The following is a 22,558-nucleotide window of genomic DNA, read 5'->3' as shown; positions in this document are numbered from 1 at the left end:
GCGCTGGCGTGAGCTGCTCGTCCGGTACCGACCGCCGCTGGCTGTCCCGGTCAGCCCGTCCGGGCGATGACGATGAGCAGCATGGTCACCAGGAAGCCGGTGACCAGGTTGAGCCACAAGAAGCTCCGCCACCCCGCGTTGGCCCGTTCGCAGTCCTCGTCGCTTACCGACCAGAACCGCGCGGTGCTCACGGCATAGGCGAGGGGGAGCACCGCCGCGAGCGTCCCGGGCCACGGCACCGCCAGGAGCACGGCCGCCGCGAGCACGTAGAGAACCGTCGACGCCAGGACCGTCGGGTGCGCGCCGAGCGCGGTCGCCACGGAGGCGATCCCGCCCTCGCGGTCCGCCCGGACGTCCTGCACGGCACCGAACGCGTGCGACGCCATCCCCCAGAGCACGAACGCGACCAGGACCGGCCAGACCGTGCGCTCGCCCAGGTCCGCATCCACGAGCACGAGCGCGTACAGCAGGGGCCCGACGAAGTGCATCGCGGACGCCAGCGAGTCCAGCACCGGCCGCTCCTTGAACCGGAGCACGGGCGCCGAGTACGCGATGACGAGGAACAGGACGAGCGCGAGCGTGAGGTTCGCCGAGACGTCCCCGACGACCAGCAGGTACGCGACGAACGGCACGGTCGCCACGACGCACGCCCACAGGATCCGGCGGTGCACCTCGCGCGCGCGAGCCGGCTCCACCAGGCCACCCTCGATCCCCCCCTTGCGGGGGTTGCGCAGGTCGGAGGCGTAGTCGAACACGTCGTTGATGCCGTACATCAGCAGGTTGTACGGCCCGAGGAAGAACAGCGTGCCGACGACGAACGTCGCGTCGAGCCGTCCCCCCGTGGCCAGCAGGTAGCCGGCGGCGTACGGGTAGGCCGTGTTGATCCAGGAGAACGGCCGGGACGCCGCGAGAACCTCCCTCACGCGGGGTCCTTCCGCCGACCGAGCGCCACCCACAGGACGGGGATGCCCACACCGGCGGCGATCGCATACGCGAAGTCCTCCAGGGGTGCGCCCCAGATGTACCGTCCGAGGATCTTGTCGGGGTCGAACACGTAGAGGCCGACGTCGATCATGATCGTGTCGAACACCGCCGTGAGCACGCACAGGTGCACGACCGTCCAGACCAGCGGCATGGCGCGCATCCCGCGCAGCACGCGCCAGCACACGGCACCGAGCACGGCGAGCACGATCACGTTGAGCACGATGTTCGTCATGGCGCCTCGCGGTCGTGCAGCGCCCGTCGGCCGGCCTCACGCAGGGCGGAGCTCTGGTCGAACCAGCACCAGGCCAGCAGCGCGGTGTAGCAGAGCAGGGCGAGGAAGAACGCCTCCTCGACGGGGAGCTCGGGGGCCAGCAGCAGGCCGGTCATGTGCGGGGAGTCGCCGCGCGCGAAGATGCCGAGCACCAGGCCGAGGCCGTCCCAGAGCAGGAACGCGACGACGCCGATGCCGATCGTCAGGCCCGCGCGGCGGGGGTCGGACCAGAACGCCAGGCGGAACCGGCGGTCCAGCAGCGCGAGCCCGCTTAGCGACAGGAGCAGCGCGCCGAGGTACAGGAAGCTCATCCGACCTGGTCGCTCCACACTCCGCGGGGCCGCGCCGCAACCAGGAACCCGGGCCGCAGGGGGGTGGGCAACGGGCGCGACGACGTCTCCCCGAGCATCCGCTTGACCACGAGCTCGGCACTGATCAGGCACATCGGCAGACCCACACCGGGGATCGTGCCACCTCCGACGTGGAGGACGTTCGGGACGCGCGCGGACGCGTCGCCCGGGCGGAACATCGCGCTCTGCCGCAGCGTGTGCTCCATGCCGAGCGCGCTGCCGCGCCAGGCGGAGAAGTCCCGGGCGAAGTCGGCGGGGCCGACGACGCGCCGGGTGACCACCCGGTCGCGCAGCCGCGGGACGCCCGCCCACGCACCCACCTGGTCGACGAACCGGTCGGCGTGCCGCGCGAGGTCGGCGCCGTCCAGCGAGGGGTCCGCGGGGAACGGGACCAGCAGGAACAGGTTCTCGTGCCCCGGCGGAGCAGCGGTCGGGTCGCTCGCCGTCGTGCGCGAGACGTACATCGACGCCGCCTCGGGCACCCGCAGCCGGTCCGCCGGGGTGGAGCGGCCGGTCCCCAGGATGTCCTCGAAGTTGGCCGGCCAGTCGCGCGTGAAGAACAACGAGTGATGAGCGAGCTCCGGCAGCTCCCCACGGACCCCGGCCATGACCAGCAGCGCCGAGATGCCCGGGCCGCGGTCCTCCCACCAGGAGTCGGGCAGGTCGCGGTGGCGCCCGAGCAGGGCGGTCTCGGTGTGGTGCCGGTCCGCGGCGGACACGACGACGTCCGCCGGCACCAGCGTGCCGTCGGCCAGCCGGACCCCGCGCGCCTCGCCCGACCTGCGCGGGTGCCGCAGGGACGGCGTCGCGTCGTCGATCTCGATGCCGGTGACGTCGGCCCCCGTCCGCACCTCGACGCCCTCCTTGCGGGCGATCCGCTCGAGCGCCTCGATCACCGTGTACATCCCGCCGCGGGGGAAACGTACGCCGTCGACCAGGTCGAGGTGGCTCATCAGCGAGTAGAGCGCGGGGACGCGGTACGGCGACGAGCCCAGGAACACCGCGTGGTAGCCGAGCACCTGCCGGAGCACCGGGTCGGTGACCGTGGAGGCCACCTTGTCCGCCAGCGTGCCCGTCAGCAGGCCCGCCAGCGTGCCCGACTGCCGGAGGACCTCGGCGGACAGCAGCCGGTCCGGTCGCGCGAACGTGGTGTACAGGAACGAGTCGAGGGCGGTGCGGTACGCCTGCGTCGACGCCTGCGTGTACCGCCGGATCGCCTCGCCCGCGCCAGGCTCGCGTGCCTCGAACGTGGCCCAGTTGGTCTCGGCGTCGGCCACCACGTCGAACGGCTCCGCGGGTCCGCCGTCGGCCGGCTCGGGGAACAGCCGGTACGCCGGGTCCAGCCGCTCCAGCTCGACGTGGTCCTCGATGTCCTCGCCCAGCAGCGCGAACGCGTGCTCGAACACCTCGGGCATGAAGTACCACGACGGGCCGGTGTCGAACCGGAACCCGTCGACGGACAGGGTGCCCGTGCGCCCGCCCAGCTGGTCGTGCCGCTCGAGCAGGGTCACCAGCGCGCCACCGCGGGCGAGCAGCGCGGCGGTGGTCAGGCCGGCGATGCCACCCCCGATGACGACGACGCGTCCGGGACCGGTCATGCGTCGACCCCCCGGCCCGCCCGCGCCTCCGCCAGCACAGACTCGCCGACCACCAGCAGCTTGACCGGGGTGGGCAGCCGCACGCGACCGGCCAGCAGGGACTCGGGCGGCCGCGTCGCCAGCTCGTCGAGCAGGCGCTGGTACAGGGCCAGGGTGGCCCCGACCGCGTAGCGCGACCGTCGCGGCAGGGTGGGCACCGCTGCGCGGGCCACCGCCACGTCGGTCGTGATCTCGGCGAGGATCGCGTCGAGCTGCGCCTGGTCGAGCCGTCCCGGCGACGTCCCGGGGAAGTACGTGCGGCCCAGCTCCTCGGTGTCGGCACCGAGGTCGCGCAGGAAGTTGATCTTCTGGAACGCCGCCCCGAGCGCGCGCGCACCGGTCACCTGCGTCTCGTCGGGCTCGCGCACCGGCTCGTCGGGCCGCCTGTCCTCGTTGAGGAACGCGCGCACGCACATGAGCCCCACCACCTCGGCGGAACCGAAGACGTACGCCTCGTAGCTGGCCCGGTCGTGCTCCCGGACCGTGAGGTCCGCGCGCATCGAGGCGAAGAACGGCCCGGTCTCCGCGGCGGTGATGCCGACGCGGCGGGCGGTCCGGGCGAACGCGTGCACCACCAGGTTGGTCGAGTACCCGGTGCGTAGCGCGCGGGCCGTCTGCTCCTCCAGCTCGTCCAGCTCGGCACCGGCGTCGGCGCCGCGGTAGGTGTCGACCACCTCGTCGGCGAGCCGGACCAGCGCGTAGACCGCACGGATGTCCTGCTGCCCGCGTCGGCCGAGCAGGCGCGTGCCCAGCCCGAACGAGGTCGAGTAGGCAGCCAGCACACCGGCGCTGGTGCGCGCGGCGGTGGCGTCGTAGAGACGGAGCGCCCGCTCCCGGGCAGGTCTCACGTCCGACATCGGCTCCCCCAGCACTCAGTGACCGCGGCCGACGAGATCGTCGACGACGCCCACAAGGTAGCCCCCCAGCGGCTCCGGCAGCCCGGTCACCGCCAGCTCGCGCGCGCGCAGCCCGGTCTGTCGGGTGAGCTCCCGGACCGAGTCCAGCGCCCCGCTGGACACCAGGACGTCCCGCACCGCCGCCGCGCCGGCCTCGTCGAGGTCCGCGCGCCCGACGTGTGCGTCGAGCACCGCCCGGCCGGCGTCGTCGGCCATGGCGAACGCGCGCCGCAGCAGCTCGGTCCGCTTGCCCTCGCGCAGGTCGGAGAGCACCGACTTGCCGGTGACCGCCGGGTCGCCGAACACGCCGAGCTCGTCGTCGGTGAGCTGGAAGGCCACGCCGAGGGCCGATCCCACCGCGCTGAGCCGCGCGATCCGTCCCTCGTCGGCCCCGGCCAGGATCGCCCCCACCACCAGCGGCAGGCTGCCCGAGTACGCGGCCGTCTTCAGCTCCGCCACTGCGAGCGCGTCGACGTCCCGCGGCGAGCTCAGCGCCGCGGTGACGTCCAGCAGCTCCCCCACGACGGTCGTCTCGATGCCCTCGGCCAGCAGGCCGACGACGCGCAGGAGCGCGGCCCGGTCGGCGGGGGCGCTGACCACCAGCGAGAACGCGGACGCGATGGCGAGGTCTCCCGCCAGCAGGCCGGCCGCGAGGACCTGGTCGGAGACCACCCGCTCGTCGTGCCCCTGGCTGACCAGCCGCGCACGCGAGGCGCCGGCCACGTTGGGGCGGCCGCGCCGCACCTCGTCGTGGTCGAGCAGGTCGTCGTGCACGAGCATCGCCGTGTGCAGGACCTCGATGGCGGCGGCGACCGGGGCGATCGCCGCCGCGTCCTGGCCGCCGAGCCCCAGGTAGGCCGTGACCGCGAGACGCGGTCGCATGAGCTTGCCCCCGACGACGTCCGCGAGGTCGGTCCACAGGCACGCCGCAACGTCGGAGCGCCCCGCGGCCAGCCGGACGCGACCCGCGAGGAACTCCCGCAGCACCCCGCCGGTCACGGTCATCGCACGCTCGACCGCGACCGCCAGGTCCGCGGCGTCCACCGTCGTCGTCGGCGCATCGACCACCGCGCCCCGCGCCCCCGTGTCCCTGTGCATCCGGCCCCTCCCGTCCCCTGCTGCGGACCGTCCTGCGCACGCGTACGAGATGAACGCTCAGCGTACTGAGCATCTCCTCGCCCGCCACCGCAGACGGCTGTCGAGCGCCCTTCCGTCCGGAGGCCCCCGGCGGATGCACCCGCGCCGCTTTCCTGCGTCGGTAGGCTCGGGAGCATGACATGGCTGGTCACCGGGGGTGCCGGGTACATCGGGTCGCACGTGGTGCGGGCGTTCGGGCAGGTGGGGCTGGAGACGGTGGTCCTCGACGACCTGTCCAGCGGCCACCGGGGCTTCGTCCCGGAGGGCGTCCCCCTGGTCGAGGGGTCGATCCTGGACACCGACCTGGTGGCGGACGCGCTCGTGCAGCACGGCGTGGTCGGCGTCGTGCACCTGGCGGGTTTCAAGTACGCCGGGGTCTCGGTGGACCGACCGCTGCACACGTACGAGCAGAACGTCACCGGCACCGCGCACCTGCTGGAGGCCATGGCGTCGCAGGGCGTCGACGCGATCGTGTTCTCCTCGTCGGCGGCGGTGTACGGCACGCCGGACGTGGACCTGGTCACCGAGGCCACCCCGACCATGCCCGAGTCGCCCTACGGCGAGTCCAAGCTCATCGGCGAGTGGCTGCTGCGCGACCAGGGCCGTGCCGCGGGGCTCCGGCACACGTCGCTGCGCTACTTCAACGTCGTGGGATCGGCCACCACCGAGCTGTACGACACCAGCCCCCACAACCTCTTCCCCCTCGTCCTCGACGCCCTGGCCGAGGGCCGCACCCCACGCATCAACGGCACGGACTACGCGACGCCCGACGGCACCTGCGTGCGCGACTACCTCCACGTGGCCGACCTCGCCGACTCCCACGTCGCCGCAGCCCAGGCACTCGCCGCCGGAGGCACGCTCGAGCCCGTCTACAACCTCGGCTCCGGAGAAGGCGTCTCGGTCCGGCAGATCATGACCGCGATGGCGGACGGCACCGGCATCCCGTTCGAGCCCGAGGTCGGCCCGCGCCGACCGGGCGACCCGGCACGGATCGTCGCGTCGGGCGAGCTGGCCGCGCGTGACCTCGGCTGGCAGATGCGCCACACGCTGCTGGACATGGTCAGCAGCGCCTGGGACGCCCGCCAGGCGCACTAGCGATCGCGAGGTCCGAGCAAGTGAGCGCCGGAGCAACCAGGTGCTCGGACGTTGCGCTTCCCTAGAGCGCCTGAAGCCCCGGGAGGCGCTCCACCAGGGCCTCCAGCACCGACTCGTCGCCCGCGTAGATCCCCTCCGCGCGCGGCCAGTGGACCACCACGTCCGTGAACCCCAGGGCGGCGGCGCGCTCGATCCCCTCGGTGACGAGGCCGAGCGAGGTCATCGAGAAGACCGGCGCCCCGTCCAGGCTGAGGTACCGGCGCAGCGGAGGCTCGCCGGCGGGCCGCGCGGAGGCCTCGATCGCGTCCAGCTGCGCGAGCATGGTCGCCAGCCCGGCCCACCACTGCTCCTGCGCGGCCGCCGGCTCGGTCGGGACGTCCTCGGTCGCGTACGCCGGGCCGTAGGTGGCCCACCCCTGCCCGTACCGCGCGGCCAGCGTCATGGTCCGCGGGCCGTTGGCGGCGACGACGAACGGCGTGCGCGGCTGCGCGATCGTGCCGGGGATCATCCGCGCCTGGTCGGCCCGGTAGAACGCCCCCTGATGGGACGTCACGGGCTGGGTCAGGAGCGAGTCGAGCAGCCCGACGAACTCCTCGAACCGCCGCGTCCGCTCGCCGCGCGTCGGCGGGTCGCCGGTGACGGAGGCGTCGAACCCCTCACCGCCCGCACCCAGCCCGAGCACGAACCGGCCGCCGCTGACGTCGTCGAGCCCGAGGACGTCCTTGGCGAACGGCACCGGGTGCCGGAAGTTCGGCGAGGCCACCCAGGTGCCGAGCCCGATCCGCTCGGTGACGGCCGCCGCGGCGGCCAGCAGGGGCACGGTCGCGAACCAGGGCTCGTCGACGAGCGTCCGCCACGCCAGGTGGTCGTACGTCCACGCGTGGTCGAAGCCCCACTCCTCGGCCAGCGCCCACTTCCGACGAGCCGACACCCACCGCTCCTGCGGCAGCAGCACGATCCCCACAGCAACCATGCGCCGACCCTATGCGTGCGCGTGGTGCTCCCGTCCCGTGGTGGACGGCGGCTCCAGCTGGAACGTGCAGTGGTCGACGTCGAAGTGCCCGGCCAGGCAGCGCCGCAGGTCGTCGAGCACCCGGCCGGCCTCGCCGCGCGAGAGCAGGTCGTCCGGCACCTCGACGTGCGCGGACAGCACGGGCACCCCGGACGTGATGGTCCACGCGTGCAGGTCGTGCACGCCCAGCACGCCGGGGACGCGGCAGATGTGCGCCCGGATCGAGTCCAGGTCGACCCCTCGGGGCGTCGCCTCGAGCAGCACCGTCCCCACCTCGCGCAGGAGCGCGACCGCGCGCGGCACGATCATCAAGCCGATGAGCACGGACACGATCCCGTCCGCGCGCAGGAACCCGGTGGCCAGCACGACGACCGCGGCGACCACCACGGCCGCGGACCCCAGCAGGTCACCCAGCACCTCGAGGTACGCGCCACGGACGGTGAGCGACTCCTCCTGCCCCCGCCGCAGCAGCGCCAGACCCACCCCGTTGGCGGCGAGCCCGACCACCGCCACGGCCAGCATGAGCCCGGCCTCGACCTCGCCCGGGTCCAGGATGCGCGCGATCCCGCCCACGATCACCCCGACCCCCACCGCCGCGATCACCAGCCCGTTCACCAGGGCCGCCAGGATCTCCGCCCGCTGCCACCCGAACGTGCGCGCGGCCGTCGCGGGGCGGGCAGCGAGGGCGGTCGCCGCCAGCGCGAGGCCCACACCGGCGGCGTCGGTGAGCATGTGCCCGGCGTCGGCGATCAGGGCGAACGACCCGGAGACCAGGCCGCCGACCACCTCGACCACCAGCACGACCAGCGTGAGGACCAGCACCGCGAGCAGCCGCCCCCGGTGCGCCTGGGCAGCCGTCCCGTGCGCGTGGTCGTGCCCCACGGTCAGGCCCAGCCCAGCTCGTGCAGCCGCTCGTCGCCGATGCCGAAGTGGTGGGCGATCTCGTGCACGACCGTGACGGCCACCTCCTCGACCACGTCCGCGCGGTCGTCGCAGATGGCGAGCGTGGGCAGCCGGAAGATCGTGATGCGGTCCGGCAGCGACCCCGCGGCCCAGAACTCGCCGCGCTCGGTCAGCGGCGTGCCCTCGTACAGCCCGAGCAGCTCGACCTCCCCCTCGGGGGCCTCGTCCTCCACCAGCACCACGACGTTGTCCATCATCGCGGCGAGCTCGTCGGGGATCTCGTCGAGCGCATCCCGGACGGCGTCCTCGAACTCGGCGCTCGACATCTCGACCATGGGCATCATCCTGCCTGCTCACACCATCGCTTTGGAGTTCCGGCCATCGAACCCGTATGCTCATCACCGGTCATCCGGCGCCTCGGCGTTGGGGGTTGGATGTTCGCACTGGACAAGCCCCCATCGTCTAGCGGCCTAGGACCCCGCCCTTTCACGGCGGTAGCACGGGTTCGAATCCCGTTGGGGGTACGAGCAGTTCAGCAGGATCAGCAGGACGGCCTTGCAGCAGTTCAAGGCCCCGTAGCGCAGTTGGTTAGCGCGCCGCCCTGTCACGGCGGAGGTCGCGGGTTCAAGTCCCGTCGGGGTCGCTCGATACGCCCGGTCAGCAGTTCTGCGACGCGCAGAGGCCGGGCCGCGTCGTTTCGGCCACTTAGCTCAGTTGGTAGAGCGTTCGACTGAAAATCGAAAGGTCGGCAGTTCGACCCTGCCAGTGGCCACCTCAGGAGCCCCGCCCGGACCATCCGGCGCGGGGCTTCGTCGTCCCGGCGCGCGGCAACTCCGTCACCAGCGCTTCTGCTCCTAGGCTGGCCGCACCGCACGCCGCTCGAGGAGGACCCCATGGCCAGCACCCCCGGTGACGATCGACCCCGCAGCTTCTTCGACCGGCTCACCGATCCGTTCACGGACCGGGCACGGGAGAAGTTCGAGCAGGCCGAGGGTCACGTCCGCGAGGCCATCCAGAACGAGATCGACGCGGTCACCCGCAGCGTCCGGACGCGCGCCGTCGAGGTGCGTCCGGCGGCCATCGGGTTCGCCGTCGCCGCGCTGCTGAGCGTGTTCGGCCTGGCGCTCCTGATCACGGCCGCCGTCCTGGGCCTCGCGCACGCGGTCGACGCGTGGCTCGCCGCGCTGCTCGTCGGCGTCGCGCTCGTGCTCATCGCTTCGGGCATCGCGGCGTGGGCCAAGCGACGCCTGCCCGCCGGGCCGGCGATGTCGGTCGTGCGCATCCACGAGCCCGTCCACCCGGCCGAGGAGCAGGTGCACCCCTGGGCGGACTGACCCGCCCGCGGGCCGCTCCCCTCGCGCCCGCGATCCCCGACCGCCAGACTGAGTGCTCTGACAGACGTGCAGACGAGAGGCCGTATCCATGACCAGCCAGTCGGGACCGCCGGGCGAGAAGTCGCTGGGCCAGTTGGTGTCCGATCTCAGCGAGCAGGCGGGCCGGCTCGTCCGGGCCGAGATCGACCTGGCGAAGGCCGAGATCACCGGACGTGCGCAGCGGCTGGGCGTCGGCGCGGCGCTGCTCGCCGTCGGCGGTGTGCTCGCGCTCTACCTGCTCGGCGCCGGCATCGCCCTGACGATCATCGTGCTCGACATCTGGCTCGCCCTGTGGCTGGCGGCGCTCATCGTGTGCGTGGCGCTGCTGCTGGTCATCGTGGTGCTGGTGCTCATCGGCATCAACCGGATCAAGGCCGGCTCGCCTCCCACGCCGGCCACGGCGATCGAGAGCGTCCAGGAAGACATCGCGGCGGTCAAGGCGGGGTTCACGGCATGAGCGACGAGTCGAACGACACGACGGGGACCACCCCGTTCACCACCCCGCAGATGCAGGCCCTCGAGGCCGAGCTCGCGGTGACCCGCGCCCAGCTGGCGTCGACCGTGGACGAGCTGGTGGCACGCCTGGACCCGCGCGCCCAGGCCGTCCGCGCCGTGGAGTCGGGGCGCCGGCTGGTGAGCGACGCCGTGAGCGGTGACGCCGCGCCGGACGCCCGCAAGAAGGCGCTCGCCGTGCTCGGTGGGGCCGTGGCGGGAGTGGCCGCCCTGGTGGCGCTCGTCGTCGCCGGGCGCCGCAAGGGCTGAGACGCGACGACTGCGAGGGTCGCGCCAGCGCGACCCTCGCAGTCGTGATGCCTGGAGCTTGGTCAGCCCTCCGACGGGCGCTGCTGCGGGACGCCGTTGAGGAGGTCACGCACCTCGGACTCGCGGTAGCGGCGGTGTCCACCCAGCGTGCGGATGGACGAGAGCTTCCCGGCCTTCGCCCAGCGGGTGACGGTCTTGGGGTCGACGCGGAAGAGCGTCGCGACCTCGGAGGGGGTGAGCAGGGCTTCCGAGTCAGTGGTGTGTGCGTTCATCTGCTGCCTCCTGGCAAGCGTGCGGCCCTGGGCCCGACAGTGGTTCGGTCCCGGCCAGTTCAGGTGCGGTCATACGGATGTGAAACGTTGTCAACGCGCTCAGCCTACGGCGTGAACCGCGCAATCACGACATCGCCCCACTAGCATGAACGAAAGCCTCACACACCCCGTTCCCGGACACAGTCCGGTCACGGCTTCCTGCATGACTCTCAATCACTTCGACAACTGCCCGACTTCTCCGTGCAGTGCGTCCAGCGTAAACCCGACCAATCGGTCATACACGCCGGCACGCCCCGGACCGTCCACCGGGCGTTGGACGTGGGTCCGGCTCGACGTGACGAGTGTCGCCCGCAGCGAGTGGTCGGAATAGCGAACGACCATGTACCGTTGCCCCACGAAGAGACGATTCAGCACCCCGGGGCCGCACGTGTCAGCACGGAGCCGCCCCGCATCCACGTAAGAGGGGGTCGATGCCATGGGGCGCGGCCGTCAGAAGGCTAAGCAGACGAAGGTGGCCCGGGAGCTGAAGTACTTCAGCCCGGAGACCAACTACCGAGCTCTCGAGCAGGAGCTCACGTCGCACGGCCACAACGATGTCGTCACGGACAACCGCCCTCGTGCGGTCGTCGAGACGGACACTGACGACGACAGCGACGACTACCGGCGCTGGTCCGACGACGACCGCTGACGCGGTCGTGGACTGACACCCCGACCACCGACCACGTCCTCGTGCGCTGCACGGCGACGGTCGGTGCTCAGGGCGCCGTGGTCGCTGATCGATCCCCCGGGCTCAGCCCCGGTACTCCCCCGTGAGCCGGACGGCTCCGCCGTGCACGCCCTTGGTGCCCGCCACGAACCCGGGTGCACCGACGACGTCCCGGGTGGGGTCGGTGTGCCGGACGGTGCCCAGCTCCCACGCCGGCAGGCCCAGCTCGGCGGCGTGCGCCAGCACTCCGTCCGCGGCGTCGGCGGCGACGATGGCCACCATGCCGACGCCCAGGTTGAGCGTGCCCTCCAGGTCGGTCCACGGCACCTGACCCAGGCGCTGCACCAGCGAGAAGATCGGCGGCAGGGTCCAGCCCGCGCGGTCGATGTCCGCCACCAGCCCCTGTGGCAGGACGCGCGCGACGTTCGACGCCAGTCCCCCGCCGGTCACGTGGCTGTAGGCGTGCAGCCCGTCGACACCGGCGCGCTCGGCCAGCGCCAGGCAGTCGCTCGCGTAGACGCGGGTGGGCTCCAGCAGCTCCTCGCCGAGCGTGCGGCCCAGCTCGTCGACGTGCCGGTCCAGCGCCCAGCCGGCCACCGACACCACCTTGCGCACGAGCGAGTAGCCGTTGGAGTGCAGCCCGCTCGACCCCAGCGCGAGGAGCACGTCACCGGCGCGCACCCGCTCGGGTCCCAGCAGGCGATCGGCCTCGACGACGCCCGTCGCCGCACCGGCCACGTCGTACTCGTCGGGACCCAGCAGTCCGGGGTGCTCGGCGGTCTCCCCTCCGACCAGGGCGGTTCCCGCGACCGAGCACGCGGCCGCGATGCCGCGCACGATGCCGGCGATGCGCTCCGGTACCACGCGGCCGCACGCGATGTAGTCGGTCATGAACAAGGGCTTCGCGCCGACCACGACGATGTCGTCGACGACCATGCCCACCAGGTCGAACCCGATGGTGTCGTGGAGGTCGAGCGCCTGGGCGATGGCGACCTTGGTGCCGACGCCGTCGGTCGAGGTGGCCAGCAGCGGCTTGCGGTACGCGAGCAGGGCGCTGGCGTCGTACAGGCCGGCGAAGCCGCCGACACCGCCGAGCACCTGCGGCCCGTGCGTCGCGCGCACCGCGTCCTTCATCAGCTCGACGGCCCGGTCACCGGCCTCGGTGTCGACCCCGGCCGTGGCATAGGTGACCTGCGGGCCGGTCACGGGTGGTCCAGGGCGCTCGCGCCACCGGCGCCGGGCACGATCGAGAGCAGACCGTCCTCCGGGGCGCCGAGCGGCAGCTCGTTCTGCTCGAGCAGGAACTTGCCCAGCCGGTCGTCCGGCGGCAGCTCGATGGGGTACTGACCCGTGAAGCAGGCGGCGCACAGCTGCGACGCCGGCTGCTGGGTGGCGGCGATCATGCCCTCCGGGGAGATGTAGCCGAGCGAGTCCGCGCCCAGCGACGCGGCGATCTCGTCGACCCCCAGGCCGTTGGCGATGAGCTCGGCGCGGGACGCGAAGTCGATGCCGTAGAAGCACGGCCACTTCACCGGCGGGGAGCTGATGCGCACGTGCACCTCGGCGGCGCCGGCCTCCCGGAGCATCCGGACGAGCGCGCGCTGGGTGTTCCCGCGGACGATCGAGTCGTCGACGACCACCAGGCGCTTGCCGCGGATGACGTCCTTGAGCGGGTTGAGCTTGAGCCGGATGCCGAGCTGGCGCAGGGTCTGCGAGGGCTGGATGAACGTGCGGCCGACGTAGGCGTTCTTGGTCAGCCCCTGGCCGAACGTGATGCCGGACTCAGCGGCGTAGCCGACCGCGGCGGGCGTGCCGGACTCGGGCACGGGGATGACCAGGTCCGCCTCGACGGGGTGCTCGATGGCCAGGCGTCGGCCCATGGCGACGCGGGCGGCGTGCACCGAGCGGCCGGCGATCGAGGTGTCCGGGCGGGCCAGGTAGACGTACTCGAACACGCACCCGGCACGGTCGACCTTCGCGAACCGGCTGCTGCGCAGCCCGTCGGCGTCGATGGCGATGAACTCGCCGGGCTCGATCTCGCGGACGAACGAGGCGCCGACGATGTCGAGCGCCGGGGTCTCGCTGGCCACCACCCAGCCGCGCTCCAGCCGGCCGAGGACCAGCGGACGGACGCCCTGCGGATCCCGAGCTGCGTAAAGGGTGTGCTCGTCCATGAACACCAGGCTGAACGCACCGCGCAGCCGCGGCAGCACCTCGAGCGCGGTGGCCTCGAGGGTGTGGTCGGGGTCCCCCGCCAGCAGCGCGGTGATCAGCGCCGTGTCGGTGGTGTTGCCGCGGGCGAGCTCGCCGCGCCGCTGGCTGCCGTAGCGCTCGGCGACCAGGTCGACCAGCTCGGCGGTGTTGGTGAGGTTGCCGTTGTGCCCGAGGGCGACCGTGCCGGCGGCCGTGGGCCCGAGCGTCGGCTGCGCGTTCTCCCAGGTGCTGCCGCCGGTGGTCGAGTACCGGGTGTGCCCGATCGCGATGTACCCCTGCAGGGCGTTGAGCGCGGTCTCGTCGAAGACCTGGGACACCAGGCCCATGTCCTTGTAGACGAGCAGCTGCTGGCCGTTGGAGGTGGCGATGCCCGCCGACTCCTGGCCGCGGTGCTGCAGCGCGTAGAGGCCGAAGTAGGTGAGCTTGGCGACCTCCTCGCCGGGGGCCCACACACCGAAGACGCCACAGGCGTCCTGGGGGCCTTTTTCGTTGGGGAGGAGGTCGTGGTTCAGACGTCCGTCTGCGCGGGGGGCCACGTCCCTATGCTCGCACACGCCCGCGAGCGCGCCGCGGACCCGACCACCTGTCAGACGTCGGCGGAGTGCGCCCTGCGGACGCTGCGCCGGTCCGCCAGCACGGCCAGCGCGCCGCCGACGAACGCCCCGAGCACCGCGCCGGCGACGGCCATGACCGTGCGGACGGCACCCTCGCCGTCGAGGAACGAGATGAACCCGGAGCCGTCCGCCACCCACGGTGCCGCCGGCCGGATGATCGCAACCAGGACCAGGGCGACGACGATGCCGACCAGCGCACCAGCGGTGAGGAACGCGCCGTACTTCGGGGCGTGACGGACGACCGCCGGCTCGGCGACCGCGGCCAGCTCCTGCTCCGACGGGATCGGCACGCCGCGCGCATCGAGGACCGGCTCGGGCGTCACGTCGGGCTGGGGGTCGTCGTCGGGCACCCCGTGATCTTAGGTCAGCGGGTCCGGGCCGCCTGCAGCGGGAGCCACTCGCGCAGGTCCGCGCGCTCCCCCGACGCCCGGATCCTCCCCGACGCCACGGCGTCGTCCCAGGTCAGTGCGCCCGTCGCCAGGCCGAGCCACGTCTGGGCATCCGTCTCGACCACGTTCGGCGGGGTGCCGCGGGTGTGCCGAGGACCCTCCACCGCCTGCACCGCTCCGTCCGGAGGCACGCGGACCTCCACGGCGTTCCCGGGGGCGACCTCCGCCAGCTCCTCGAGCGTGAACCGGACCGCGGTCCTGCGCGCGGGCGTCGGGACGCCGGCCGGGTCGGAGCGCCACACCGCGAGCGCGGCGCGCCCGTCGGCGGGGTCGGTGCGGCGGCGCGGAGGCATGGGGCGATTGTGCCTGGTCCGCTACTGTGCACCCCATGTCCTCGACGACCTGGCGCTGGCTGCACTAGACGCAGCCCGCGGTCGTCCTGCCCCCGAGCTGCTCACGCGGCATCGGGGGCAGTTCTGTCTCCGGGCACGTGCGCGGCTCTCGTTCCTCGAAGGAGCCCCATGTCCCGCATGCTCACCGGTGAGCGTCCCACCGGTCCGCTGCACGTCGGCCACCTGTTCGGCACCGTGGCCAACCGCATCCGCCTGCAGCGCTCCGGGGTCGAGACGTTCCTCGTCCTCGCCGACTACCAGGTGATCACCGACCGGGAGGTGGCAGGTGACATCGGCGGGAACGTGCGCGAGATCGTGCTCGACCACCTGGCCGCCGGGATCGACCCCGACACTGCGACGATCTTCACGCACAGTGCGGTGACCGCCCTGCACCAGCTGATGCTCCCGTTCCTGTCGCTGGTGAGCGCGGCGGAGCTGGAGCGGAACCCGACCGTCAAGCAGGAGCTCGCCGACTCGGGGCGCTCGCTGTCCGGGCTCCTGCTCACCTATCCCGTGCACCAGGCGGCCGACATCCTGTTCTGCCACGCCACCGTGGTGCCCGTGGGCAAGGACCAGCTGCCGCACCTGGAGCTCACCCGGACGATCGTGCGGCGTTTCACCGCCCGTTACGGCCCGTGCTTCACGGAGCCCGAAGCGCTGCTGTCCGAGGCACCGGTGGTCCTGGGCACCGACGGCCGCAAGATGAGCAAGAGCCGTGGGAACGCCATCGAGCTGCGCGCGAGCGCCGACGAGACCGTGCGGGCGATCCGGTCCGCGAAGACGGACGCCGACCGGCACATCACCTTCGACCCGGCGTCGCGCCCCGAGGTGGCCAACCTGCTCCTCCTCGGCTCACTGTGCACGGGCGTCCCGCCGGAGGCGATCGCCGACGAGCTCGGGAGCCGAGGCGCCGGGCACCTGAAGGCCTTGGTGGCGGACGCCCTCGTCGACCACCTGGCTCCCCTGCGCGCACGCCGCGCGCTCTTCGCGGCGGAGCCGGGACTGGTGGCCGACATCCTGGAGGAGGGGAACGCCCGCGCGAACGAGCTCGCGGACGCCACGATCTGTGACGTCCGCGAGCTCATGGGGATGGTCTACCGCTGAGGGTTCACCACCTCGCGTTGCGGGCCAGCTCCAGGGCGATCTCCTGGAACCAGGCGCCGGCGGACGGGCCGCCGTTGCAGGTGCCGTCGGACTCGCCGGGCAGCTTGACCCACAGGAGGGCGTCGAGACCCGAGCCGTCGTTGACCAGCGTCGGCTTCTCGCCGAGGGCCCGGCCGCGGGGGTTGCACCACTCGCCGTTGGAGCCGTTGCCGTTGCGCGACGTGTCGATGACGAACTTCTTGCCGCCCAGCTGCTGGGAGATCTGCTGGCCGTAGGACTTCGACGCGGCGGTCGTCTGGTAGTTCGACGTGTTGAGCGCGAACCCGACCGCGTACTCGAAGCCGACCTGGTTGAGTCGGCTCACGGCGGTGCTGACCGGCAGCCACGACGAGTGGCCGGCGTCGATGTAGACGCGGGCACCCTTCAGGGTCAGCGCCTTGGCGGCGTACTTGAGGAAGCCGATGCGGTCGCCCTGGCCGTTGCAGTCACCCAGCTGGGCCAGCGCGTCCGGCTCGAGGATCACGTACGGGTTGCCCTGGATGCCGGACGCGACCGTGTCGATCCAGGCCGCGTAGGCGCTCTCGGCGACGCCGCCGCCGGAGTAGGAGCCGCAGTCACGGCCGGGGATCGCGTAGACCACGAGCATCGGCGTCTTGCCCGCGGCGACGGCGCGGCCGGTGTAGTCGGCCACCTCGGCCCGGGCGTGCGCCGAGTCGGCCCAGTTGCCCACCCAGTACGCCTGCGGGGTGAGGGCGATCTTCTCGAGCAGTGCCTTGTCGGTGCCACCGGCGCTCTGCCACGCCCGGTAGCCCTGCGTGGCCGGGTCGACGTAGAAGCCGCTGGTCGGCTGCGGGGTGGGCGTCGCGGTGGGAGTGGGGGTCGGAGTGGGTGTGGGTGTGGGTGTCACGGTCACCGTCGGGGTCGGGGTCGGGGTGGTGGGCGTCGGCGTCGGCGTGGCGGTCGGGGTGGTCCCCGTGCAGACCGTGCCGTTGACGGCGAAGGAGCCGGGCACGGGGTTCGAGCCGCTCCACGAGCCGTTGAAGCCGAAGTTGGTCTTCGCGGCGGTGGCCAGCGAGCCGTTGTACGGGAGGCTCGCGACCGAGACCGTCGACCCGCTGGTGGTGGCCGTACCGTTCCACAGCTGGGTGATCTTCTGCCCGGCGGTGAACGTCCAGCCGACGTTCCAGGAGCTGACCGGGTCGCCCAGGTTGGTGACGGTCACGTCAGCGCCGAAGCCGCCGCCCCACTGGTTGGTGACGCGGTACTCGACCTTGCAGCCGGTGGCGGCCTGCGCGGCGGTGGCGGCGGTGACGGCGGTGAGGCCGGCGACCGCGACGGCCGCGGCGGCGAGCAGCGCGGTGGCACTTCTGCGGGTGGGCATGGATCTCCTCGGGACTAGCGACGCTGGTCGGGGGCGTGCTCGGCGTCCACGTCGACGTCGGTGCACCCCGGTCCCGTCGAGGAAACCCGACGGCACGGCCGTCTGGCGAGCGCTCGGGCCGATCCGAAACGATTAGGCGCGCCAAGGTGCCCGTCGATGCGCTTCCGCGTCCGGTCTCAGCCGCGCGGGCGCCCAGGTCCGCGCAGGCCCCGCTGGTACTCCTTCGTGATCTTCTTCCACCGGTCCCGCTCCTCGGCGCGCAGCCGGACGTCGGACCGGCGGGCCTGGTAGGCAGCCTCCTTGGCCAGCCGGCGCCAGCTCTCGAACCGGCGCTCGGGCAGCTCACCGCTGTCGAGGGCGGCCTGGACCGCGCAGCCCGGCTCCCCGGTGTGGTGGCAGTCGGCGAACCGGCACGCGGCGACCAGTGCGGCGACGTCGGCGAACGTGGTGTCCAGCGCGTCGGCGTCCGCGACCACACCGACCCCTCGGATGCCGGGGGTGTCGATGAGCATGACCCCGTCGGCCAGAGGGACCAGCTCGCGGTGCGTGGTCGTGTGCCGGCCGCGTCCGTCGGCCCGCAGCCCGCCGGTCGCCATGAGCTCGCGACCCGCCAGCGCGTTGACCAGGGTCGACTTCCCGGCGCCCGAGGGGCCGACGACGACGAGCGTGGTGCCCGGCACCAGCAGCGCGCGGACGGCTTCGAGGCCCTGACCGGTGGGCACGCTGACGGTGTGCACGTCGACCGCGAGCGCCACGGCCGCGACCTCGGCGCTCATGCCCTCCGGGTCGGGGACCAGGTCCGCCTTGGTGAGCACGACGACGGGGGTGGCGCCCGACCGCCACGCCAGCGTGAGCAGCCGCTCGACGCGGCCGAGGTCCGGGTCCGGCTCCAGGTGCTCGACCACGAGGACGACGTCGATGTTCGCGGCCAGCGCCTGGACCCGGGAGGTGGCGCCGGCGGTGTCCCGGACCAGGGCGGTGGTCCGGCGCTGCAGGACGGGCGTGGCGTCGTCGACGCGCAGCCAGTCGCCGACCGTCGGGGGGAGCCGGTCGCCGTCGTCCGTGGTGAGCAGGCCGTCCCGGTCGAGCGTCAGTCGGCGCAGCTCGTGGGCGTCGTCGAGCCCGTCCGCGGGCAGCACGAGGACCGCGCCCTTGTCGGCGCGGACGACGCGGAACAGATCACCTGGCACGTTCCCGACGGTAGGAGCGCCGGGCGCCCGCCGCGACGGAAATACCGTGCGAGAACAACGTGGGTGCCGTTCCGAGGGTGCAGAACGGCACCCACGTTGTTCTCGTCAGCCGAACCAGTGCGGGAGGGTTGCCTCGAAGACCTCGCGGGCCTCCGGCAGGGGCAGGGTGAACAGACCCTGGACCTCGACGGCCGGGCCGTGCACGTGCTCGGACTCGTCGACCGGCGTGCCGGCACCCGGCGAGCAGGACTCGGCGGTCTCGCCCAGGCGCAGGGTCGGGACGCCGCGCGCGGTGCAGAGGTCGACCAGGCGGACCTCCTCCGAGCGGGGCACCGCGACGAGCACCCGAGCGGTCGACTCGGAGAACAGGGCCTCGAACGGGCTGACGCCGTCGCGCTCGCAGATCGGGTCCAGCGAGATCTGCACGCCGACCCCGTAGCGCAGGCTCGACTCGACGAGCGCCTGCGCCAGGCCGCCCTCCGACAGGTCGTGCGCGGCGTCGACCAGGTCGTCGCGGCTAGCGTGCGCCAGCACGGTGGCCAGCCGGCGCTCCGCACCCAGGTCGACCGCGGGCGGCAGACCGCCCAGGTGCCCGTGCACCACGTCGGCCCAGGCGGAGCCGTCGAGCTCAGGGCGGGTGGTGCCGAGCAGGTAGACGGCCTGCCCGGGTGCGGTCCAGCCGGACCCGGTGGCGTCGGCGACGTCGTCGAGCACGCCCAGCACGCCGACCACCGGCGTCGGGTGGATGGCCGAGTCGATCAGGCCGGGCTCGCCGGTGCCGTTGTAGAGCGACACGTTGCCGCCGGTGACCGGGACCTCGAGCACCTCGCAGGCGTCCGCCAGGCCACGGATCGCCTCCACCAGCTGCCACATCGAGTCGGGGTGCTCGGGGCTGCCGAAGTTGAGGCAGTCGGTCACCGCCAGCGGGCGGGCGCCGGTCGTCGCCACGTTCCGGTACGCCTCGGCGAGCGCCAGCTGGGCGCCGGTGTACGGGTCGAGCTTGGCGTACCGGCCGTTGGCGTCCGTGGCCAGCGCGACGCCGAGCCCGGTGGTCTCGTCGACCCGGATGACGCCGGAGTCGTCGGGCTGCGCGAGCGCGGTGTTGCCCTGCACGAACCGGTCGTACTGGTTGGTCACCCACGCCTTGGACGCCAGGTTCGGGCTGGCCAGGAGCTGCAGGACCGTGGCGCGCAGCTCGGCGGCGGTCGACGGACGCGGGTGGTGGGCGACGGTGTCGGCGTTGAGCGCGTCCTGCCAGGCCGGACGCGCGTACGGGCGGTCGTAGACGGGTCCCTCGTGCGCGACGGTCTTCGGGTCGACGTCGACGATCCGCAGCCCGTGGTGGTCGATGGTGAGGCGCCCGGTGCCGGTGACCTCGCCGATCACCGCCGTCTCGACGTCCCACCTGCCGGTGATGGCCAGGAACGCATCGAGCTGGTCGGGCCGGACCACGGCCATCATCCGCTCCTGCGACTCCGACATGAGGATCTCGCCGGCGGTCAGGGACGGGTCGCGCAGCAGCACGTTCTCCAGGTCCACGTGCATGCCGCCGTCACCGTTGGACGCCAGCTCGCTGGTCGCGCAGGAGATGCCGGCCGCGCCCAGGTCCTGGATGCCCTCGACCACGCGCGCGGCGTAGAGCTCGAGGCAGCACTCGATGAGCACCTTCTCCATGAACGGGTCGCCCACCTGCACCGACGGGCGCTTGGAGGGCTTGGTGTCGTCGAAGGTCTCGGACGCGAGGATCGACGCGCCGCCGATGCCGTCGCCGCCCGTGCGCGCACCGAACAGGACGATCTTGTTGCCCGTCCCGGACGCGTTGGCGAGGTGGATGTCCTCGTGCCGCAGCACGCCCAGGCACAGGGCGTTGACCAGCGGGTTGCCCTGGTAGGAGGCGTCGAACACCAGCTCGCCGCCGATGTTGGGCAGGCCGAGGGAGTTGCCGTAGCCGCCGACGCCGGCCACCACGCCGTGCACCACCCGAGCGGTGTCGGGGTGGTCGACCGCGCCGAACCGCAGCTGGTCCATGACGGCGACCGGTCGGGCACCCATCGAGATGATGTCGCGCACGATCCCGCCGACGCCCGTGGCCGCGCCCTGGTACGGCTCCACGTAGGACGGGTGGTTGTGCGACTCGACCTTGAACGTCACCGCCCAGCCGTCGCCGATGTCCACGACGCCCGCGTTCTCGCCGATGCCCACCAGCAGGTGCTCGCGCATGGCGTCGGTGGTCTTGTCGCCGAACTGGCGCAGGTGGTTCTTGCTCGACTTGTACGAGCAGTGCTCCGACCACATCACCGAGTACATGGCGAGCTCGGCCGCCGTGGGTCGGCGGCCGAGGATGTCGCGGATGCGCTGGTACTCGTCCGGCTTCAGGCCCAGCTCGGCGAACGGCTGCTCCTGGTCGGGGGTCGCCGCGGCGACGTCGACGGTGTCGGTCTGGGGGGCGCGCGCAGGTGCGGTGGTCATCGATTCCCTCGGTGGAGACCCGTGGCTCGGCGCCGGCTCGGGGTGCCGCGCAGCCGACGTCGGCAGACGCGCACAGGATACCGGCGGCGTACACGGGGGCGGACCGGCGTCCGGCGCGGGCTGCGAGCCGGTACGTTTCCGAGGGTGAGAGCACAGGCGGCGCTGGTGACGGTGCTGCTGGGGGCGCTGCTCGCCGCCTGCAGCCCGGGCGGTGCGGAGCAGTTCACCCCGTCGCCGACGCCGACACCCACCCCCACCGCGGCCCCGTCGGTCGATGTCACCGATCCCGCCGTCGTCCGCTCCACCGGCCTGGTGGTCACCTCCGGCGCCGTCTCGCTCTCGGTGGTCGGCGCCGACGTCGCGGCGACGGGGCAGGACGACGGCTCCGTCCGGGTCTCGGCGCCCGGCGGGGACGCCCTGGTGGCCGCGCCGGTGGGCATGGTGCTCGCGGTGCTCACCGACGGGTCGGCGGTGGTCCGCGACGCCGCCGGGACGTTCGTCGCAGGTCTGACCACCGAGCCCTGGGGCGCCCGCCTCTCCCCTGTCGGCCCCGAGGTCGCCCGGCTGACGGTCGACGCGACGGGACCGGCCACCGTCTGGCTGGCCGCCACCGCCGTGCAGAGCGCGGTGTGGGGCGAGGCCGAGGGCGGCACCTCGCTCGCCGTCACCCCGAGCGCGTGGTCACGCGCCGGCAGCCTGGCCGCGCAGGAAGGGCTCTGGGCGCAGCTGGTGGCGCAGGCCCCCGACGCGGACACGCCGGGCATGCGCGCGCAGCTGGAGTGTCACGAGCTCGGCGCGCCGGACAAGGCCACCTGGAACCTGGAGCCGTGGCGGCCCGAGGTCGGCGTCCTCGAGATGATCAGTGAGCGCTGCAACCCCTGAGCACGCCGGTCTGAACGCTCCTCGCGGTGCCGACGCGGCCGCTGCTACGGTCGCGGCCATGCCTCGGACCCGGACAATTCCCCCCGCAGGCGCCGCCGCGCTGGTAGCGGCGGTCGGGTGGCTGCTCAGCGGCGCGGTGCGCGCCACGCTGGAGGGGCCGTCCGGCGCCGGAGTCCTCGCGGAGCTGCTGGTGCCCACCACCGGGGGGTCGCTCCTGCACACCGGGACCCCTCGGCTGGTGCTCGCGGGGCTGGCCGGCGCCGCCGTGGTCGCCGCGGTCGTCGGGCTGCTCACGTCCGCGGTCCTGCGTCCCCGCACGGGCGGTCGGACCACCGTGGTGCTGGCGTGCTGGTTCGCCGCGGTGGTCGGCGCCGTCCTGGGCCAGCTGGTGACCGCCGCGCTCGGGCCGGGGACGGTCGGCACCGACCTGCCGTCCGCGCTCTGGGCCGGACCGTACTGGGGCGTGGCGCACGGCTGGGTGGTCGGGCTCGTCGCCGTCGCGGTGCTCCGCCGCGACAGCCCGAC

24 protein-coding genes, 3 tRNA genes and 1 pseudogene are annotated in these 22,558 nt (G+C 73.1%); 11 read left to right on the top strand and 17 right to left on the bottom strand.

Annotation, left to right across the window (positions count from 1 at the left end):
* Positions 1 to 50: 50 nt before the first annotated feature.
* The 6 genes from RYN42_RS06645 to RYN42_RS06620 are packed head-to-tail and all read right to left on the bottom strand — an operon-like array spanning position 51 to position 5,236.
* On the bottom strand, positions 51 to 923 hold the full coding sequence (locus RYN42_RS06645; RefSeq protein WP_315094800.1) for a prenyltransferase: 873 nt from the start codon (positions 921 to 923) through the stop codon (positions 51 to 53).
* Positions 920 to 1,216, bottom strand: coding sequence for a lycopene cyclase domain-containing protein (locus RYN42_RS06640; RefSeq protein WP_315094798.1), 297 nt, complete (start codon positions 1,214 to 1,216; stop codon positions 920 to 922). The genes RYN42_RS06645 and RYN42_RS06640 overlap by 4 nt, the downstream gene beginning before the upstream one ends.
* Positions 1,213 to 1,566, bottom strand: a complete 354-nt coding sequence (locus RYN42_RS06635) for a lycopene cyclase domain-containing protein (RefSeq protein WP_315094796.1) — start codon at positions 1,564 to 1,566, stop codon at positions 1,213 to 1,215. Before RYN42_RS06635 ends, RYN42_RS06640 begins: the two co-directional genes overlap by 4 nt.
* Complete coding sequence (crtI, locus tag RYN42_RS06630; protein ID WP_315094795.1) at positions 1,563 to 3,203, bottom strand: phytoene desaturase family protein; 1,641 nt, start codon at positions 3,201 to 3,203, stop codon at positions 1,563 to 1,565. The genes RYN42_RS06635 and crtI overlap by 4 nt, the downstream gene beginning before the upstream one ends.
* Positions 3,200 to 4,090 (bottom strand): phytoene/squalene synthase family protein, encoded by an 891-nt coding sequence (locus RYN42_RS06625; protein ID WP_399552414.1) that lies wholly within the window; start codon positions 4,088 to 4,090, stop codon positions 3,200 to 3,202. The genes crtI and RYN42_RS06625 overlap by 4 nt, the downstream gene beginning before the upstream one ends.
* A gap of 24 nt (positions 4,091 to 4,114) precedes the next feature.
* Positions 4,115 to 5,236, bottom strand: coding sequence for a polyprenyl synthetase family protein (locus RYN42_RS06620; protein ID WP_315094793.1), 1,122 nt, complete (start codon positions 5,234 to 5,236; stop codon positions 4,115 to 4,117).
* Between the two features lie 174 nt (positions 5,237 to 5,410).
* On the opposite strand from RYN42_RS06620, the gene galE reads away from it, so the two are divergent.
* Positions 5,411 to 6,370: a UDP-glucose 4-epimerase GalE gene (galE, locus tag RYN42_RS06615; RefSeq protein ID WP_315094792.1), complete on the top strand. Its 960-nt coding sequence runs from the start codon at positions 5,411 to 5,413 to the stop codon at positions 6,368 to 6,370.
* A 61-nt stretch (positions 6,371 to 6,431) separates the two neighbouring features.
* Here galE and RYN42_RS06610 read toward each other — a convergent pair whose 3' ends face one another.
* From RYN42_RS06610 to RYN42_RS06600, 3 genes are read right to left on the bottom strand one after another with little or no spacing between them, the layout of a single operon-like run.
* On the bottom strand, positions 6,432 to 7,343 hold the full coding sequence (locus RYN42_RS06610; protein WP_315094791.1) for an LLM class flavin-dependent oxidoreductase: 912 nt from the start codon (positions 7,341 to 7,343) through the stop codon (positions 6,432 to 6,434).
* A 9-nt stretch (positions 7,344 to 7,352) separates the two neighbouring features.
* The gene (locus RYN42_RS06605) at positions 7,353 to 8,264 is read right to left on the bottom strand and encodes a cation diffusion facilitator family transporter (protein WP_315094789.1); all 912 of its coding nucleotides are present in this window, start codon (positions 8,262 to 8,264) and stop codon (positions 7,353 to 7,355) included.
* 2 nt (positions 8,265 to 8,266) lie between these two features.
* Positions 8,267 to 8,620, bottom strand: a complete 354-nt coding sequence (locus tag RYN42_RS06600) for a metallopeptidase family protein (RefSeq protein WP_315094787.1) — start codon at positions 8,618 to 8,620, stop codon at positions 8,267 to 8,269.
* A 116-nt stretch (positions 8,621 to 8,736) separates the two neighbouring features.
* Here RYN42_RS06600 and RYN42_RS06595 point away from each other — a divergent pair.
* From RYN42_RS06595 to RYN42_RS06570, 6 genes are all read left to right on the top strand, one after another.
* A tRNA-Glu gene (locus RYN42_RS06595) sits at positions 8,737 to 8,809 on the top strand.
* Positions 8,810 to 8,854: 45 nt separating this feature from the next.
* Positions 8,855 to 8,928 (top strand) — tRNA-Asp (locus tag RYN42_RS06590).
* A gap of 56 nt (positions 8,929 to 8,984) precedes the next feature.
* A tRNA-Phe gene (locus RYN42_RS06585) sits at positions 8,985 to 9,057 on the top strand.
* A gap of 121 nt (positions 9,058 to 9,178) precedes the next feature.
* On the top strand, positions 9,179 to 9,619 hold the full coding sequence (locus RYN42_RS06580; protein WP_315094785.1) for a phage holin family protein: 441 nt from the start codon (positions 9,179 to 9,181) through the stop codon (positions 9,617 to 9,619).
* A gap of 88 nt (positions 9,620 to 9,707) precedes the next feature.
* Entirely contained in the window at positions 9,708 to 10,115 is a 408-nt protein-coding gene (locus tag RYN42_RS06575) for a phage holin family protein (RefSeq protein ID WP_315094783.1), read from the top strand.
* On the top strand, positions 10,112 to 10,420 hold the full coding sequence (locus tag RYN42_RS06570) for a DUF3618 domain-containing protein (RefSeq protein ID WP_315094781.1): 309 nt from the start codon (positions 10,112 to 10,114) through the stop codon (positions 10,418 to 10,420). The genes RYN42_RS06575 and RYN42_RS06570 overlap by 4 nt, the downstream gene beginning before the upstream one ends.
* Positions 10,421 to 10,482: 62 nt before the next feature.
* Here the strand turns inward: RYN42_RS06570 and RYN42_RS06565 are convergent, their stop codons facing one another.
* Entirely contained in the window at positions 10,483 to 10,692 is a 210-nt protein-coding gene (locus tag RYN42_RS06565) for a BldC family transcriptional regulator (protein ID WP_315094779.1), read from the bottom strand.
* Positions 10,693 to 11,167: 475 nt separating this feature from the next.
* Here RYN42_RS06565 and RYN42_RS06560 point away from each other — a divergent pair, with 475 nt between their 5' ends.
* The gene (locus tag RYN42_RS06560; RefSeq protein WP_056026136.1) at positions 11,168 to 11,380 is read left to right on the top strand and encodes a DUF3073 domain-containing protein; all 213 of its coding nucleotides are present in this window, start codon (positions 11,168 to 11,170) and stop codon (positions 11,378 to 11,380) included.
* Positions 11,381 to 11,482: 102 nt separating this feature from the next.
* On the opposite strand, the gene purM is transcribed toward RYN42_RS06560, so the two are convergent.
* The 4 genes from purM to RYN42_RS06540 are packed head-to-tail and all read right to left on the bottom strand — an operon-like array spanning position 11,483 to position 14,968.
* Positions 11,483 to 12,604, bottom strand: a complete 1,122-nt coding sequence (gene purM / locus RYN42_RS06555) for a phosphoribosylformylglycinamidine cyclo-ligase (protein ID WP_315094771.1) — start codon at positions 12,602 to 12,604, stop codon at positions 11,483 to 11,485.
* A complete protein-coding gene (gene purF / locus RYN42_RS06550) occupies positions 12,601 to 14,148 on the bottom strand; it encodes an amidophosphoribosyltransferase (RefSeq protein ID WP_315094770.1) in 1,548 nt (515 codons plus the stop codon). Before purF ends, purM begins: the two co-directional genes overlap by 4 nt.
* A gap of 50 nt (positions 14,149 to 14,198) precedes the next feature.
* Positions 14,199 to 14,576, bottom strand: a complete 378-nt coding sequence (locus RYN42_RS06545) for a histidine kinase (protein ID WP_315094769.1) — start codon at positions 14,574 to 14,576, stop codon at positions 14,199 to 14,201.
* Positions 14,577 to 14,590: 14 nt separating this feature from the next.
* Entirely contained in the window at positions 14,591 to 14,968 is a 378-nt protein-coding gene (locus RYN42_RS06540) for a sterol carrier family protein (protein WP_315094767.1), read from the bottom strand.
* 168 nt (positions 14,969 to 15,136) lie between these two features.
* Between RYN42_RS06540 and trpS the strand changes: the two genes are divergently transcribed.
* The gene (gene trpS, locus RYN42_RS06535) at positions 15,137 to 16,111 is read left to right on the top strand and encodes a tryptophan--tRNA ligase (RefSeq protein WP_315094766.1); all 975 of its coding nucleotides are present in this window, start codon (positions 15,137 to 15,139) and stop codon (positions 16,109 to 16,111) included.
* A gap of 4 nt (positions 16,112 to 16,115) precedes the next feature.
* On the opposite strand, the gene RYN42_RS06530 is transcribed toward trpS, so the two are convergent.
* From RYN42_RS06530 to purL, 3 genes are all read right to left on the bottom strand, one after another.
* Positions 16,116 to 17,492, bottom strand: coding sequence for a glycoside hydrolase family 6 protein (locus RYN42_RS06530; protein ID WP_315094764.1), 1,377 nt, complete (start codon positions 17,490 to 17,492; stop codon positions 16,116 to 16,118).
* A gap of 176 nt (positions 17,493 to 17,668) precedes the next feature.
* Positions 17,669 to 18,682, bottom strand: coding sequence for a ribosome small subunit-dependent GTPase A (gene rsgA / locus RYN42_RS06525; protein ID WP_315094762.1), 1,014 nt, complete (start codon positions 18,680 to 18,682; stop codon positions 17,669 to 17,671).
* Positions 18,683 to 18,787: 105 nt separating this feature from the next.
* Positions 18,788 to 21,151: a phosphoribosylformylglycinamidine synthase subunit PurL gene (gene purL / locus RYN42_RS06520; protein ID WP_315094760.1), complete on the bottom strand. Its 2,364-nt coding sequence runs from the start codon at positions 21,149 to 21,151 to the stop codon at positions 18,788 to 18,790.
* Positions 21,152 to 21,295: 144 nt separating this feature from the next.
* Between purL and RYN42_RS06515 the strand changes: the two genes are divergently transcribed.
* Positions 21,296 to 22,033, top strand: a complete 738-nt coding sequence (locus RYN42_RS06515; RefSeq protein WP_315094758.1) for a DUF2599 domain-containing protein — start codon at positions 21,296 to 21,298, stop codon at positions 22,031 to 22,033.
* A gap of 58 nt (positions 22,034 to 22,091) precedes the next feature.
* Positions 22,092 to 22,558: pseudogene (locus RYN42_RS06510) on the top strand (hypothetical protein); the annotation flags it as partial.

The organism is uncultured Cellulomonas sp. (genome assembly GCF_963527515.1).
Taxonomy (GTDB): domain Bacteria; phylum Actinomycetota; class Actinomycetes; order Actinomycetales; family Cellulomonadaceae; genus Cellulomonas.
Note: the sequence above shows the minus strand (reverse complement) of the source record. Positions and strands in the feature narration are given on the sequence as shown.

What these genes read in the sequence shown, in the direction of transcription:
- RYN42_RS06635 (WP_315094796.1), bottom strand. Translation starts at nt 1,566, where the DNA reads ATGAGCTTCCTGTACCTCGGCGCGCTGCTCCTGTCGCTAAGCGGGCTC.
- RYN42_RS06640 (WP_315094798.1), bottom strand. Translation starts at nt 1,216, where the DNA reads ATGACGAACATCGTGCTCAACGTGATCGTGCTCGCCGTGCTCGGTGCC.
- RYN42_RS06575 (WP_315094783.1), top strand. Translation starts at nt 9,708, where the DNA reads ATGACCAGCCAGTCGGGACCGCCGGGCGAGAAGTCGCTGGGCCAGTTG.
- purL (WP_315094760.1), bottom strand. Translation starts at nt 21,151, where the DNA reads ATGACCACCGCACCTGCGCGCGCCCCCCAGACCGACACCGTCGACGTC.
- RYN42_RS06580 (WP_315094785.1), top strand. Translation starts at nt 9,179, where the DNA reads ATGGCCAGCACCCCCGGTGACGATCGACCCCGCAGCTTCTTCGACCGG.
- RYN42_RS06570 (WP_315094781.1), top strand. Translation starts at nt 10,112, where the DNA reads ATGAGCGACGAGTCGAACGACACGACGGGGACCACCCCGTTCACCACC.
- RYN42_RS06600 (WP_315094787.1), bottom strand. Translation starts at nt 8,620, where the DNA reads ATGGTCGAGATGTCGAGCGCCGAGTTCGAGGACGCCGTCCGGGATGCG.
- galE (WP_315094792.1), top strand. Translation starts at nt 5,411, where the DNA reads ATGACATGGCTGGTCACCGGGGGTGCCGGGTACATCGGGTCGCACGTG.
- RYN42_RS06530 (WP_315094764.1), bottom strand. Translation starts at nt 17,492, where the DNA reads ATGCCCACCCGCAGAAGTGCCACCGCGCTGCTCGCCGCCGCGGCCGTC.
- crtI (WP_315094795.1), bottom strand. Translation starts at nt 3,203, where the DNA reads ATGACCGGTCCCGGACGCGTCGTCGTCATCGGGGGTGGCATCGCCGGC.
- RYN42_RS06620 (WP_315094793.1), bottom strand. Translation starts at nt 5,236, where the DNA reads ATGCACAGGGACACGGGGGCGCGGGGCGCGGTGGTCGATGCGCCGACG.
- trpS (WP_315094766.1), top strand. Translation starts at nt 15,137, where the DNA reads ATGTCCCGCATGCTCACCGGTGAGCGTCCCACCGGTCCGCTGCACGTC.
- RYN42_RS06610 (WP_315094791.1), bottom strand. Translation starts at nt 7,343, where the DNA reads ATGGTTGCTGTGGGGATCGTGCTGCTGCCGCAGGAGCGGTGGGTGTCG.
- RYN42_RS06565 (WP_315094779.1), bottom strand. Translation starts at nt 10,692, where the DNA reads ATGAACGCACACACCACTGACTCGGAAGCCCTGCTCACCCCCTCCGAG.
- RYN42_RS06540 (WP_315094767.1), bottom strand. Translation starts at nt 14,968, where the DNA reads ATGCCTCCGCGCCGCCGCACCGACCCCGCCGACGGGCGCGCCGCGCTC.
- RYN42_RS06560 (WP_056026136.1), top strand. Translation starts at nt 11,168, where the DNA reads ATGGGGCGCGGCCGTCAGAAGGCTAAGCAGACGAAGGTGGCCCGGGAG.